The organism is Bacillus cereus group sp. BfR-BA-01311 (assembly GCF_022664295.1).
GTDB lineage: Bacteria > Bacillota > Bacilli > Bacillales > Bacillaceae_G > Bacillus_A > Bacillus_A cereus.
Genome location: NZ_JAKUHC010000001.1, coordinates 296,657 through 311,780, shown reverse-complemented (window position 1 = coordinate 311,780; position 15,124 = coordinate 296,657). Strand labels below are relative to the sequence as shown.

The window sequence follows — 15,124 nt, the reverse complement described above, 5'->3', positions numbered from 1 at the left end:
CTCACCTCTTACCATTTAGTAAAAGACTAAGTGCCTTTTTAATATACTGATCCGTCGTTAATGATTCTTTTAATAACTCTGGTACAACACGAGAAACTTCGCGTTCTGCGTATCCAAGTGCGCGGAGAGCTTCCAGTGCCTCATCAAGCTCAGCTGATGAACCTTTCTTCTCATCAAAACGTTCTGTGTCTGAGAATAAATCAACAAATGCATCTGGTACGACATCTGCTAGTTTTCCTTTTAAATCTAAAATCATTTGGCGTGCTGTTTTCTTTCCGACGCCTGGGAATTTCACTAAAAACTTCTCATCTTCATGCTCAATCGCTTGAACGACCTGTCCTGTTTGACCAGAAGCTAAAATTGCAAGAGCTCCTTTTGGCCCAATGCCAGACACGCCTAACAACTTTGTAAATAATAAACGCTCTTCACGTGTTTTAAACCCGTAAAGTGCCATAATATCTTCTCTCACATAATGATATGTATAGACACGGATTTCTTGCTTACTTCTTTGAAATACATACGGATTTGGTGTGAAAATTTGATAACCAATTCCATTATGATCAATTACGACATATTCCGGCCCTACATACTCCACGTAACCTGTAACATATTCAAACAAAATACGATCTCTCCCTCTTAAATCATGTATTCCATTTTAACATATTTAATGATAGAAAAGCGAGACTGCCCCAACAAATGTTCTCCACTTGAAACTTCTGTTATTTTCCATTGACAGAAAGGTTAAAGCACCTTAATATACAGAAGTCGATAATGATTATCAATACTAATTAAAGGGGTTACATCAGGATGAAACGTAAACTATTTATTTTATTTACTATTATGCTTGTTGTTCTTTCTATCGTTGGCTGTTCTTCTCAAAAAGAAGAATCGAAAGCAAAAGAACAACCGAAAACAAAAGAACAACCGAAAACAAAAGTTGTAAAACATGCTAAAGGTGAAGCTACAATTCCAGTAAATCCAAAGAGAATTGTTGACTTATCTGGATCAACAGAAGAACTATTACTTCTTGGACACAAACCTGTTGGTACAGCAAATACATATAAAGATAAAATCCAAACTCACTTAACAGACAAGTTAGATGGAGTAAAAGCAGTAGGTTGGTACTGGGCACCTAAAGTTGATTTAGAAGCTGTTACTGCTTTAAAACCAGACTTGATTATTTTAAACAACCGTCAATTAAAAATTTATGATCAACTAGAAAAGGTTGCACCTACAGTTGTTCTAGAAACAAACTTAGAAGACTGGCGTGGTAAGTTTAAAGAAGTAGGTAAGCTATTTGACGAAGAGAAGAAAGCAGACAAATGGATTGCAGACTACGATAAGAAAGCAGACTCTTTATCTAAAAAAATTAAAGAGAAAACAAAAGATGAGAACTTTATGTTCGTTGCAGTTACACCACAAAACTTCCGTGTATACGGTAGCTTCGGATACGGTGACATCATCTTTAATGACTTAAAACTTCCAGCAACAAAAGGTACGGATTTAAAACAAACGATGGCGCAAGTATCACTAGAAGGTCTAGTTGCATTCCAGCCTGACCAAATGTTTATTGTAAACTTCGGCGGCGAAGCTGATAAAGTTTACGAAGACTACAAAAACAGTGCCGTTTGGAAAGACAATAAAGCAGTTAAAAATAATCACGTATATGAAGTATCAAATGAAGTCTTCAATACGAAAGCATTCAATCCAATCGGAAAAGATATGCTAATTGATGAAATCGCAAAAGAAATTTTAGCTAAAAACAAATAAGAAAAAAAAGCAGCTCACCATGAGCTGCTTTTTTTCTTACTTTGAACTGCGTATTGCTTCATTTTTTCAATCGTCTTCACAAAACCTTCTTTTGATTTAATACGAATGCCACGTTTCAATTTCGCACGTTCATAGCTCTCAAGCTTTTTCATATCAATTTGAAAGAAAGAATGGATCGCATTATCACTTTTCGGTACACCTTTGAAAATTTGTAATATCCCTTCCTCTGAAACACCAAAATACCCGCTCGTTTTCAATAACGGAGAAATATCATCAACTTTCTTTTGCAATACAATTTGTACATCATCACGATCAACGAGCTGCCATTCTTTATACTGCTGTAAAAACTTTTCTAAATCCGTCACTTTTTCTGTAAGTATTTCTTCGCTTACTTCGCCATCAACATACATACGCTCTAATAAAATTGTAACCTCAGGTTCTTTTTTCGTTACTTCTGGTACTGGCCCTTCCGCCTTCACATTCGTTCCATAAACGAAACAAAACATCATAACGAAAGCTTGCATCGCAATCAGTATCCATTTCATTTCCGTTCACCTCTTTTAGGCAAGATCATACTTTCATTAGTAGTTTTTCCGGAAATGGGGGTTTTATCCATATTACATTTCTTTCGAAAAATAAAAAATGCAGATAAGGGTTTACCTCATCTGCATGTATCATTTACTTTTATATAAAATGAAAGACGCCTGCAAAGCAGGCGTCTTGATGCGTTTACGGCGAGAGACCAGGCGACCACATTCGCGTGTTTAGCACTTAAGCATATCTCTCGTCTTACGTAAATTAGCTCATCGCTTTGCTAATATAACATTAATAAAGTATAAGTGCAACATGTTTATAAAAATATTTTATTTCCTCTTTCATCCAAATTATTTTATGTAAATTATAAATTGATAATTGTAATATATATGTTACAATTAATGTGACAGCGAAATCATAATAAGCAGGGGATGAATATTATGAAAAAAATAAAGGATGAACGCCTCATTCTTCAAATGTTAAAAAACATACGTATTGTCTTTCTTTTTCAATACATTGGCGTAGTTGGAATTTTAGGCTATATCGGATTCACTGAAGGCATTGATCAAATTACGAAATCTCCATTGTGGCTATTATTTATGTTTACAAGTATTTTACTTGCTTATTTACAGTTAAGTGTTTCAATCGATGTAGAAGAAGGCGAAAAGGAAATACAGTTAACTCCTTATTACAAACTTGTCTTCCACTCCCTTATTGTAGGAATCGTTACGGTTATTATTTATATTATTTTCAGTCCAGAAAGACCTCTATTTGAAGCTATTTCAACAGGTAGTATTCTTTTCATATGCTTTTTAGTTTCTTATTCCGTTAGTTATTTTATTAAAAAACGTCGCTTACAAGACAACGATGAATAAAGAGGAAGGGCTATCCCTTCCTCTTTTGTTTTGTTATCGCACTGTACCAGTTAAACCGTAACGAATGTCTCGGAACATATTCACTATGTCACGATTAAAATCGTTTGTAACTGTACCGTTACGTAGACGCGTACTCATTGCATCGACACGAGTAAACATATCATTTCTTACAGAAACATATACGTTTCTGTTTCCAACTTCATTTGCAACAGCTTGACGAATTTCGTTAGCCATCGCCGTTTCATTTGTCACTGTGTTACGTGGTTTTACCGCAATCGCTACATCGTTTCCATATACAACTGTAGACACACGGTCTACGTTATTCATACGTTTCACACGATTTGTTATTCTTTCAGCTGTTTTACCATCATTGTTAATGTATGAATTGTTCATTGTAATATTACGAGTTGGATGCGGATTAGCAATTTGCCCATTGTAATTTACATCTCGATAATAATTGTATCCTGTATCGTTACGACCATTTCTATATGTTACATAATCTGTATAACGATCATTACGTGTCACATTATCACGATACTGGTGTGTATCATTATAAGATGTACGCTCGTAATTGTAGTTACGTCCATCCATTGCATTATTATCTTTCGGTGTACCACATGCAGCTAATGCACTGGTAACTAACAAAGAAGCAGCAATCACTTTTACTTTCGTATTCAATACAAAAACCCCCTCTGTTAGAATGAGCTTCTCTACTGAAAAGCTCCCTCTTATGATGAGTAACCGAGAAGGTTTTTACACTGTTAATATTTCACTAGGAATTTTCTAGCACTTCATAAAAAAACTTCATTTTCTTAATTAACAGGAATGTAAAAAAGGCGGGAATACTCCCGCCTTTTTAAACTTCTTCTTCGTCCTCTTCTTCTGAAACGGGCTCTCCAAATACATTCGGTGGATCAGGTTGATAATACATCGTTCCTGGCTGTGGTGCATATGCTGATTGAGTTGGTTGATAATATAAAGGATTCGCGTATTGTGGCCCTCCAGGTTGCGGACTATATAGCCTACTCTCTCCTCCGCATCCACAATCTTCCTCTCCTTGCACGAGCGGTGGCATATTATTATCCATCGGCATCATATTTGGATTTGGCATAGACGTATATTGCGGTCCAAACGGTGCTCCTTGCTGATATGGCATTTGATATGGATTTTGTTGTTGATAATACGGATTCGGCGGCATCATAGGCTGTTGATACGGCATTTGATATGGCATCATATTCGGTGGTTGATTGTTATCCATAATCGGCATCATATTCGGCATTTGGTTGTTATCCATAATTGGCATCATATTTGGCATTTGATTATTATCCATAATCGGCATCATATTCGGCATTTGATTGTTATCCATAATCGGCATCATATTCGGCATTTGATTGTTATCCATGATCGGCATCATATTCGGCATTTGATTGTTATCCATAATCGGCATTATATTCGGCGGCTGGTTGTTATCCATAATTGGCATTATATTCGGTGGCTGGTTGTTATCCATAATTGGCATTATATTCGGTGGCTGGCTGTTATCCATGATTGGCATTATATTCGGTGGCTGGTTGTTATCCATGATTGGCATTATATTCGGTGGTTGGTTGTTATCCATGATTGGCATTTGAATATTTGGCATTTGAATATTTGGCGGTATGACTTGTGGAATCACTACATTTTCTTTCGATACATTTGGCGATACTATATTCCCTACGTTTTCTTTTTTCACTTGCGGTGACACTATATTCCCTACATTTTCTTTTTTCACTTGCGGCGATACTATATTTCCTACATTTTCTTTCTTCACTTGTGGCGATACTATATTTCCTACATTTTCTTTCTTCACTTGCGGCGATACTATATTTCCTACATTTTCTTTCTTCACTTGCGGCGATACTATATTGTTTTTTTTCGTTTGCTGAGAAATGATATTGTTAGGTTTCATTTTACTAATTTGAGGAGCAATTAACTCGCTTCCTTTTTTTATTACATCTGAAATTTTATATTCTTTTTTCGGTTTTATTGGTGGTTGTGGCGGCTGCGGTAATACATTTACCGAAAACTTCGTGTTTTCTTTTTCCGCCGGTTTTTGTTTTTCTATCACAGGTGGTTTTTGAATAACAGACGGTTTTTCAACTGGTTTTTCTTTTTGAATTGGCTGTTCTTTTTGCACCTCTTTTTGCGGTTTCACCTGTACTTCTTTTTGTGGCTTTACCTGCATCTCCTTCTGTGGTTTCACCTGTACTTCTTTTTGCGGCTTTACCTGCATCTCCTTTTGCGGTTTTACTTGCACTTCTTTTTGTGTTTGTTGCATAGCTGGCTGCTGTGTAATTGGTGCTGATTGATACGTAACTTCTTCTTCATCTTCTATTCCAAGCGGAGTTGGTGTTGCTGCAAATTCTTTTTGCTGCACTTCTTTTACGTATTGCTTTGGAGGCGCTGAACCTGCTCCAGCCTGTTGTTTCATGTGAACACTCTTGGATGGCACTTTAATTTTCATACCTGGCATAATTAAATCTGGATTACTAAGTTGTGTATTTGTTTTTTTCAACGTGTCAAAATCCACTCCGTACTTTTTCGCAATTTTCCAAAGGGTATCCCCTTTTTGCACGATATGAATTTTCAAATTTTCCCCCTCCTGTATAACTTATCTATAAGTAACAAATCTCATGAAGTAACTCTTTCTAAATAACATTAACTTCTTTTCACTTTTATCACTTCTTCGATTTTCAATATCATTCGAAGCGGAATAAGCATAAAGAACCACAATGATTTCTTCAAAACAATGTATGCCCATTTCGGTCTCGTTATGATTATATGTATGAAAAAAAGCAACAGGAATACCGTTGCTTTACACACGCTCTAACATACGATTTAATGCAAGAACCGCTTCTGCCGTTACTTGTTTGTCTACGCTAATAACGTTAATTTCTTCTCCTCTTTCTATCGTTTCAAGTGTCCATAATAAGTGAGGCAGATCAATTCGGTTCATCGTTAAGCACGGACACATAAATGGATTAAGTGAAACAATTTCTTTATCTGGATGTTGCTGAATAATTCGGTTCACTAAATTCATTTCTGTACCAATCGCCCATTTGCTACCAGATGGCGCTGATTCAATCATATCAATAATATATTTCGTTGAGCCTGCATAATCTGAAGCAGCTACAACTTCATAGCAACATTCTGGATGTACAATAATATTCATATCAGAATGATTTTTTCGTACGCTCTCAATGTTCTTCACTGTAAAATTTTGATGAACAGAACAATGCCCTTTCCATAAAATTACTTGAATTTCTTCTATATCCCCATCGTACTCTAATGAATCTGTGTGTGGGTCCCATACTGCCATTTTATCTAACGGGATACCTAAATCGTACGCTGTATTTCTCCCTAAATGTTGGTCTGGTAAAAAGACGAGACGTTCTTTTTGAGTAAACGCCCAAGATACCATTTGCTTTGCATTAGAAGATGTTACTGTTGCTCCTCCGTTACGACCACAAAACGCTTTAATTGCAGCTGTAGAGTTCACATATGTTAACGGAATCATCGTATCTCCAAATAATTTCGTGAGCTCTTTCCATGCTCTTTCTGTTTGTTCAATATCTGCCATATCCGCCATCGAACAACCTGCACGCATATCTGGTAAGATGACAACTTGATCATCTGTCGTTAACATATCTGCTGTTTCCGCCATAAAGTGCACCCCGCAAAACACAATATATTTTGCGTCTTTATTGCTCGCTGCAACTTGTGCAAGCTGAAGTGAATCCCCTGCTGCATCTGAAAATTGTACCACTTCATCTTTTTGATAATGATGCCCTGGAATGAATAACATTTTCCCCATTTTCTCTTTAATTTCACGAACACGCTTTTCCATATCTTCCGTTGACATCGTGTAATAACGCTCTGGTAACATCGTTTCAATTGGCTGTACTTGTTCTAAAATACTCATATACGTTTCTCCCCTCTAAGCCACTTTCCTTATCCTTCAATATTGAAACTAATATCAAGTGCTTTCACTGAATGTGTTAACGCTCCAAGTGAAATATAATCTACCCCTGTTTTTCCGTATTTCGGTAAATCTTCAATTGTGATGCCCCCTGAAGCTTCTGTAACGATAGCACTTGGTACAATTTTTGAAAACTCCCGGATTTCATCTGGCGTACGATTATCGAACATAATAATATCAGCACCAGCAGCAACAGCCTCTCTCACCTGTTCCTCAGTTTCTGTTTCTACTTCTACTTTCACCATATGTCCTAACTTCTCTTTCACTGATGTAACAGCTTTTGTAATAGAACCAGCAAACGCAATATGATTGTCTTTAATCATGACACCATCATATAAACCGAAGCGATGATTAAATCCACCGCCGCACACGACTGCATGCTTATCAAACATACGTAGTCCTGGCATCGTTTTTCGCGTATCACAAATGCGAGTATGACTGCTATCTAAAGCAAGAACCGCTTTACGCGTCATCGTCGCTATTCCGCTCATACGCTGAATAACATTTAATATAACGCGCTCTGCTGTTAATAACGATGCAATTGGACCTTGCACAGTTGCAATGATTTCGCCTTTTTCTACAAGGTCCCCATCTTTTTTATGAAGCTCTACTTCAATTCTCTCATCAATTAATTTAAATCCTGATTCAATTACTAAACGTCCTGCAAAGACCCCTGTATCCTTCGCAAGAAACGTTCCTTTCGAAAGCAAGTTACCTGGAAAAATAAGCTGAGATGTTACATCTCTTTCCCCTATATCTTCTAAAAAAAATCGATTTAATGCTTCTTTAACTTTTATCGTGTTCATAAAGCCCCTCTTCCCCTCATTACACAAGTTGTCGTTTTCTCTTTACTCGAACAATCTCTTTCTTTCCTATATTTCTATCTGGATAATCACTCCGGTAATGCCCGCCAATACTTTCTTCTCTTTGCAAGGCTGACACAACTATAAGCTCACAAACCGTTAACATATTAATAAGCGTTATCTCTTCATTCGTAAGAACATCATGTTGTAATATCATATTTCGAACACCATACTTACTAAGCCATCTCTTCGCATAAGATAAACTTTGCTCTGTTCGCACAATCCCAACATATTTCATCATGCATTTTTGTATTTCTTCTTTCGTCGGTAAATGATTCAGAACGATAAACTTTGCTTCCTTTTCGGCTAGCATGTTCACCTTTTCTTTTGTCTCTCTAGATAAAATGTGTCGTCCGATTCTTTTTCCAAACACAAGACCTTCTAATAATGAATTACTCGCTAATCTATTTGCACCATGAACCCCGTTACAAGCTACTTCACCGACTGCGTATAAGTTCGGAATAGACGTCTCTCCATCACAGTTCGTTTTCACGCCGCCCATGTGAAAATGAGTACCAGGCACGACTGGAATAAGTTTTTTATTTATATCGACTCCATTTGTTTTACATATCGATGACACGGTCGGAAAGCGTTGTTCAAAGTTTTGAATCATTTCGATGTTTAAGTACACTTTTTCACCCGCAAGTAGCTGTTCATGAATAGCCCTTGCGACTACATCACGAGGCGCTAAATCCTGTTCGGAATGTATATCCATCATAACACGCTGCCCTTTTCCATTTATAAGGACAGCTCCTTCTCCGCGAACAGCTTCGGACACAAGACCAGAACAACGCCCACCCGCGTATAACATCGTCGGATGAAATTGTATAAACTCTAAATCTACAAGCTCTCCGCCTGCACGGTACACCATTGCAAGTCCATCGCCTGTAATCGTCTCATCATTAGAAGTAAAGGCGTATAAACCGCCAATACCGCCTGAAGCTAACACCGTATAATCTGCATTGTAACGTTTCAATTCTCCTTTATTGTTGCGAGTTAAAGCCCCAACACATTTATCTTTTTCTATAATAAAATCGAGCACCATTTCCTGTTCCACTACCGTAACGTATGGAGCTACTTCTTGAATAAGATGCTCTAATAAATTCTTTCCTGTTGCATCGCCACCTGCATGTAAAATACGACGTTTTCGATGCGCTCCTTCTTTTCCAAGATGAGGACCTGTTTCATCTCCATCAAATTTCATTCCATTTTCAATAAGGTTATTAATTTCTTTCGGTCCTTCCTCGACTAAATAACGGACCACTTCTTCATTGTTATAATGACACCCTGCTACTAGCGTATCTTCAAAATGATCATTAGGATTGTCGTATGTAGCTACCGCTGCGGCAATTCCACCTTGAGCTAAATGTGTATTATTATTACGTTTCGTCTCCTTTGTGATAATAATCACATTCTTTTCGTGACAAATCTCTTTTGCAACACGAAGTGCCGCAACGCCACTTCCAATAATTAAGACATCTGCGCTTGGCATAATTGTTGCCTCCTACTTTACACTTTTCAACTGTCTTGACACCTATATTTACATAGTTTTAAAATAATGACAAGAGTTTTTTTATAATTCTTATTTTCACTACCATTTAAAAAGTAAAAGAAATGTAACTCTTACTAGAGAGAGGAACTTACATGATGATATATCTTGACTATGCAGCTACTACACCTATGAGCGAGGAAGCGTTACAAACATATATGAAAGCAGCTTCACAATACTTCGGAAATGAACAAAGTTTACATGATATTGGAGGAACGGCTTCTTCTTTATTACAAGTTTGCCGAAAAACATTTGCGGAAATAATTGGAGGCAAAGAACAAGGAGTATTTTTCACAAGCGGTGGATCGGAATCGAACTATCTTGCGATTCAATCACTTCTAAATGCCCGAAATAAGAAGCATATTATTACGACACCTATGGAACATGCATCCATTCGAAGTTATTTTCAATCTCTAAAATCAAAAGGCTATACGATCACTGAAATTCCTGTTGATAAAAATGGACTCATTTGTTTAGTAGATTTAGAGGCAGCTATTACGGAAGATACTGTGCTAGCAAGTATACAGCATGGAAACTCTGAAATCGGAACCGTTCAAAACATTACAGAAATCGGGGCACTTTTAAAAAAATATAATGTTTTATTTCATACGGATTGTGTGCAAACGTTTGGTAAACTGCCTATCCATGTTTTTGAGATGGGGATTGATAGTCTTTCTGTTTCAGCACATAAAATATACGGACCAAAAGGTGTCGGCGCTTGCTACATAAATCCGCAAATTCGCTGGGAACAAGTATTTCCAGGAACTTCTCACGAAAAAGGATTTCGCCCAGGTACAGTGAACGTTCCCGGCATCGCATCTTTTTTAACAGCTGCTGAAAATATATTAAAAACTCAACGGGAAGAAAGTTTACGTTTTAAAGAGTTACGATCCTACTTTTTAGAGCAAATACAAACACTTCCGCTAGAAATTGAAGTAGAAGGTCATTCTACTTCTTGTTTACCACATATTGTTGGGGTTACAATAAAAGGAATAGAAGGTCAATATACTATGCTAGAATGTAATCGCCATGGTATCGCCATTTCCACCGGAAGTGCTTGCCAAGTCGGTAAACAAGAACCTTCGAAAACTATGCTTGCAATTGGAAAAACGTATGAAGAGGCAAAACAATATGTCCGCTTCTCTTTCGGACAACAAACAACGAAAGATCAAATTGATACTACTATTCATGCACTACACACAATTGGAAATCAATTTTATAGAGGTGTTAAATCATAATGAAACAAAATGAACAAAAAAAGATTTTAGGTGAAGAAAGACGACAACTTATCCTCCAGTGGCTTCTTGCTGCAAATGAACCGTTATCGGGGAATGAACTATCGAAAAAGACGAACGTAAGTAGACAAGTTATCGTGCAAGATATTTCCTTGCTTAAAGCACGAAACGAACCAATTATTGCGACTGCTCAAGGTTATTTATATTTAAAGCCACAAGAGAAGCAACAAACTTTTGAACGCGTAATCGTATGCCAACATAAACCAGCAGAAGTACGTCAGGAACTTACAATGCTTGTTGACCATGGCGTTACGATTAAAGACGTAAAAGTTGAGCATCCTGTATACGGTGACTTAACAGCCTCCATTATGGTAAGCAATCGCTTTGATGTAGAGCAATATTTACAAAAAATCGAAAACACAAATGCTTCCTATCTTTCACAACTAACAGATGGTATTCACTTACATACAATCGAGGCAGATTCTAAAGAAAAATTAGATGCTGCTTGTGAGGCGTTAGATAAAGCAGGATTTCTCGTTTATTAATGTAAAGCACAGAGTTTTTATCATTCTCTGTGCTTTTTTAATGCTATAATATTGTAATCAATCGTAAAGGAGATCAAATATGGGAATTGAACTCGTTCACTTTAGCATTGGCAAACCAAAACAAATGAAATATGGCGAAGATAAAGAAATGATAACAGGTATATGTAAAGATCCTACAGAAGAGGCCTTTCTCTCAAAAGACGGATTTCGTGGTGATGACGTAGCGGATTTAAAACATCACGGCGGACCTGATCGCGCTGTTTGTGTGTACCCACACGAGCATTACGCACTATGGGAAGAGGAATTTCAAACTACGCTTCCCGCTTCCACATTTGGTGAAAACATTACCGTAACAAATATGTTAGAGCATGACGTATGCATCGGAGATACATATCAACTAGGCGAAGCAATCATTCAAGTAACGCAAGCTCGCGTACCTTGTAGCACAATTTCAAAACGTCTTGGCATCCCTGGCATACTGCCGCGTATTGTAGCAACTGGATTTACAGGCTACCTATGCCGTGTTCTTCAAGAAGGTACTGTACGTAAAGATTCTAAAATTACATTACTAGAACGTCAGCCGAGCAATGTTTCTGTTTTGTTCTCTAACGAAATTTATTTTCATAATAGAAAAGATAAAGATGGCATTGAAAAAATTCTTGCTGTTCCAGAACTAGCTGATATTTGGCGTGGTCAGTTAGAAGATCGTCTTGCGAAGTTAAAATAAAGAATCCCACCTTCTGCAGGTGGGATTTTATTAATCTATTAAAAAATATATTAGGCAATGAAATGATATTGACGATTAGACAAACACCAACATTCCATCTACATCTTACAACCAATAAGAAGAATAACTCCCCAGCACAGTAACAGAAAAACCGAGTGCTTCAAGTTCCATCGTTACGCCTGGCAATAATACGTCATCGTATGCTTTATCGACATCGATTAAGAAAAAGTAATTTCCAAGACCTGTTTTCATCGGACGCGATTCGATTTTTGATAAGTTTAATTTTCTCCATGCGAAAGCTGATAACACTTGATATAGGGCACCTGCATAATCTGCAGGTAACGTTATCATAAGCGTCGTTTTCTCTCCGCGGTTCTCTCCGTTATTCGGGAGTACTGCTTTCTTTTTCTTATGGAGTACTAAGAAACGTGTGTGATTATTTTTATGCGTATGAATACTACGTCTCACAATTGTTAATCCGTATTTTTCTGCAGCCGCTTCATTTGCAATAGCGGCAATTTTCTCTTCAGGATGTTCTTTCACATATTGTGCAGCAGCACTTGTAGATGTCATATCTCGAACAGTTACTCCTTTTAATTCTTCATTTAAAAATTTATGGCACTGTGCAATGGCATGCGGATGAGAATGCACTGCATATACTTCTTCCCACACTTCTGCATACTGCGGATGTACAAGTAAATGCTGCTGAATTGGTACTGTAATTTCTCCTACAATGGAAAGCGGCTGCTCATGTACAAGGTAATCAACCGTTATATTCACTGAACCTTCTATTGCATTTTCTAACGGTACGACTGCGAAGTCTACATTTTCATTTGCAGCTGCATCTATACAATCTGGAATCGTTCGATACGGTACATGCTCTGCTTCCGGAAAAAAACGACTCACCGCCATATTTGTAAATGTTGCTTCTGGTCCTAAATATCCTACTCGAATCATCGTCTTTTCCCCTCTTTTTCGTTTTCTTACTGTTATACCATACTTTTTTATATTCTTCTATGTAAATTTCGAATATTTAAAAAAGACTAGCATTCGCTAGTCTAAATGTTTCTTATACTCTCTTTGAGCGAAGAAGAAATAAATGATACATGCTGCGATATAAAACAGAATGAACAAACCTACTTTTCTTAATGATCCATCCATAAAAAGCGTATTATGAAACGTATATAATGCAACTGCACTATGCATACTCCCTACTATAATTGGCGCAAAAAATAGCATACATAATTGCCAACGAGAAATTTTCCATACTTCTTCCTTCGTCATTCCAAGTTTAGAGAGTGCACCATACTGCTTTCGGTCCGATGCAATATTATGGAACCATTTAAAATACACGATACTACATGAAGTGAGAAAGAATAATATACTAATAAATGAGCCTACAAATAGAGTAATATCGCCGCCTTCTTTCATATTTACATACAACTCCATATTGCTTCGAAATGCATTATTATTATCTTGTTTTATATGTCTCCGTAAATCTTCATTTAATTTCTTCGTCTTTTCGATATTTGATAATGTGTAGCCTCTATATATCATTTTTTCAGAATCAGGAACCTGATTTGCTATACTGTCAAAATCTTCATCATTCATAACGAAGAACAGACCATTAATGTACGAAGGGTGATGGTTAAATTGAACCCCTTCTTTCTGACCGTTAAATACGAATTGATATGGTTGATTCATTACTTGCAATTGAATCTCTTTTTGATTATATACATTCGAATTATTGTATTTATTATAATAAACGAGTGTCACTGTACCTTTTTTAGGACGATACGTTTTCTGTCTTTGTTTCCTTGCTTCTTGGTTATATTCACTTTCTTTTATAAGCGGTACTATTGTTGTTTCTCCCTTATTAGACTGAAAGGATGCATAAACTCCAACAAAACTCATATATTGAAAATCATCATACTCATATTGATGCAGTAATTTTTCAACCGCACCTTCCTCAAAGACTTCATGAGTAGAAATACCTTTTTCTATGTACGAAAACGAGTGTACCCCTCCAGTTCGCCACATATCTTGCATGCTAGAAAAATATAAGAACACCGTACCTGTTGCTGTAACTACAAACGTCGTTGCCATAGACATCAGAAAGAAAAAGCGACCATTTTCCTTCATTCGATGTGACAATTGATTCACTATAAATAAATACGGATATGTATACATAATCTTTTTATTTCGCTTTATCATTTCTAACACTTGGGTAGCTCCATGTGTAAAAGAAAAGTACGTTCCAAAAAAGACAAGTATAGACACAGGGAAAAAGTATATTGCTATCGTAGTCATCGTCACTTGTAGCGCCAACGCATACCCGCCCACTAAACAAGCAAAACCGAATAAACAAAGCCACTTTGATGTTTTCTTCTCTTTTTTATCTGTTCGAAATTCTTTCAATAACCGAATGATTTTTATATTCCATATACGTAAAGCACTTATAAAAGATAACAAAATAAAAACGGCCATATATGTAATAAATGTTACACCAATCGCCCTTACGTCAAATATCACAGGGAGTTCTTTCGGAAGCCCCAGTAACATACTAAATACCATAAAAAAGAGTTTTAAAAATATCATACCGAGCACAATACCGAAAATATTCGCGAAGACCCCGATTAAAATTTGTTCGGTCATAATCATTCCTATTACGTTAGATTTCGTTGCTCCCATTAACATATATAACCCTAATTCTTTCTTACGTGCTTCTATGAAAATAGAAGTAGAGTACAAAATAAATATGACGAAAAAAGAAATGATTATAACATTACATATGATAAGTACCCAACGTACGTTTTGATACCACATCGTCTCTTGCATATACGGATGCACAATGACAGACATATATGCGTAAGAAGCAAATATTGCAAAACAACTACTTAAGAAAAACACTTTATAATTACGCCAATTTCCTTTTATATTTTGCAGCGCTAGTTGCCAAATGTTCATCTATCGTCCTCCTGTAACTTACTACATAGGCAAAAAGCTAG

General features: G+C 36.7%; 13 protein-coding genes and 1 pseudogene. 5 read left to right on the top strand and 9 right to left on the bottom strand.

Going from position 1 to position 15,124, the window contains the following annotated elements:
• Position 1: 1 nt before the first annotated feature.
• The gene (ruvA, locus tag MR136_RS01645; protein WP_000464511.1) at positions 2-619 is read right to left on the bottom strand and encodes a Holliday junction DNA helicase RuvA; all 618 of its coding nucleotides are present in this window, start codon (positions 617-619) and stop codon (positions 2-4) included.
• Positions 620-807: 188 nt separating this feature from the next.
• Between ruvA and MR136_RS01640 the strand changes: the two genes are divergently transcribed.
• Positions 808-1,770, top strand: a complete 963-nt coding sequence (locus MR136_RS01640) for an iron-hydroxamate ABC transporter substrate-binding protein (RefSeq protein WP_242259247.1) — start codon at positions 808-810, stop codon at positions 1,768-1,770.
• 14 nt (positions 1,771-1,784) lie between these two features.
• Here MR136_RS01640 and MR136_RS01635 read toward each other — a convergent pair whose 3' ends face one another.
• Positions 1,785-2,315, bottom strand: a complete 531-nt coding sequence (locus MR136_RS01635) for a BofC C-terminal domain-containing protein (protein WP_000871192.1) — start codon at positions 2,313-2,315, stop codon at positions 1,785-1,787.
• Positions 2,316-2,744: 429 nt separating this feature from the next.
• Between MR136_RS01635 and MR136_RS01630 the strand changes: the two genes are divergently transcribed.
• Complete coding sequence (locus MR136_RS01630; protein WP_141540812.1) at positions 2,745-3,179, top strand: branched-chain amino acid ABC transporter substrate-binding protein; 435 nt, start codon at positions 2,745-2,747, stop codon at positions 3,177-3,179.
• Between the two features lie 33 nt (positions 3,180-3,212).
• Here MR136_RS01630 and MR136_RS01625 read toward each other — a convergent pair whose 3' ends face one another.
• The 5 genes and pseudogenes from MR136_RS01625 to nadB all read right to left on the bottom strand — a co-directional run bounded on the left by MR136_RS01625 (position 3,213) and on the right by nadB (position 9,552).
• Complete coding sequence (locus MR136_RS01625; RefSeq protein ID WP_001093536.1) at positions 3,213-3,857, bottom strand: YhcN/YlaJ family sporulation lipoprotein; 645 nt, start codon at positions 3,855-3,857, stop codon at positions 3,213-3,215.
• A 1,794-nt stretch (positions 3,858-5,651) separates the two neighbouring features.
• Positions 5,652-5,808, bottom strand: a pseudogene (safA, locus tag MR136_RS28520) (SafA/ExsA family spore coat assembly protein); the annotation flags it as partial.
• 225 nt (positions 5,809-6,033) lie between these two features.
• A complete protein-coding gene (gene nadA, locus MR136_RS01615; protein ID WP_000025339.1) occupies positions 6,034-7,140 on the bottom strand; it encodes a quinolinate synthase NadA in 1,107 nt (368 codons plus the stop codon).
• 29 nt (positions 7,141-7,169) lie between these two features.
• Complete coding sequence (gene nadC / locus MR136_RS01610; protein ID WP_242259245.1) at positions 7,170-8,003, bottom strand: carboxylating nicotinate-nucleotide diphosphorylase; 834 nt, start codon at positions 8,001-8,003, stop codon at positions 7,170-7,172.
• Positions 8,004-8,022: 19 nt separating this feature from the next.
• Positions 8,023-9,552, bottom strand: coding sequence for an L-aspartate oxidase (gene nadB / locus MR136_RS01605; protein WP_242259244.1), 1,530 nt, complete (start codon positions 9,550-9,552; stop codon positions 8,023-8,025).
• A 152-nt stretch (positions 9,553-9,704) separates the two neighbouring features.
• Here nadB and MR136_RS01600 point away from each other — a divergent pair, with 152 nt between their 5' ends.
• The 3 genes from MR136_RS01600 (at position 9,705) to MR136_RS01590 (ending at position 12,116) form a co-directional block, all read left to right on the top strand.
• The gene (locus tag MR136_RS01600; protein WP_103622305.1) at positions 9,705-10,847 is read left to right on the top strand and encodes an IscS subfamily cysteine desulfurase; all 1,143 of its coding nucleotides are present in this window, start codon (positions 9,705-9,707) and stop codon (positions 10,845-10,847) included.
• Complete coding sequence (locus MR136_RS01595) at positions 10,847-11,389, top strand: transcription repressor NadR (protein WP_000812275.1); 543 nt, start codon at positions 10,847-10,849, stop codon at positions 11,387-11,389. Before MR136_RS01600 ends, MR136_RS01595 begins: the two co-directional genes overlap by 1 nt.
• A gap of 79 nt (positions 11,390-11,468) precedes the next feature.
• Positions 11,469-12,116 (top strand): MOSC domain-containing protein, encoded by a 648-nt coding sequence (locus MR136_RS01590; protein WP_000510667.1) that lies wholly within the window; start codon positions 11,469-11,471, stop codon positions 12,114-12,116.
• 105 nt (positions 12,117-12,221) lie between these two features.
• On the opposite strand, the gene pheA is transcribed toward MR136_RS01590, so the two are convergent.
• Both pheA and MR136_RS01580 read right to left on the bottom strand, forming a co-directional pair.
• Complete coding sequence (pheA, locus tag MR136_RS01585) at positions 12,222-13,073, bottom strand: prephenate dehydratase (RefSeq protein WP_000621705.1); 852 nt, start codon at positions 13,071-13,073, stop codon at positions 12,222-12,224.
• A 96-nt stretch (positions 13,074-13,169) separates the two neighbouring features.
• Complete coding sequence (locus MR136_RS01580) at positions 13,170-15,083, bottom strand: ABC transporter permease (RefSeq protein ID WP_103622304.1); 1,914 nt, start codon at positions 15,081-15,083, stop codon at positions 13,170-13,172.
• Positions 15,084-15,124: the final 41 nt, after the last annotated feature.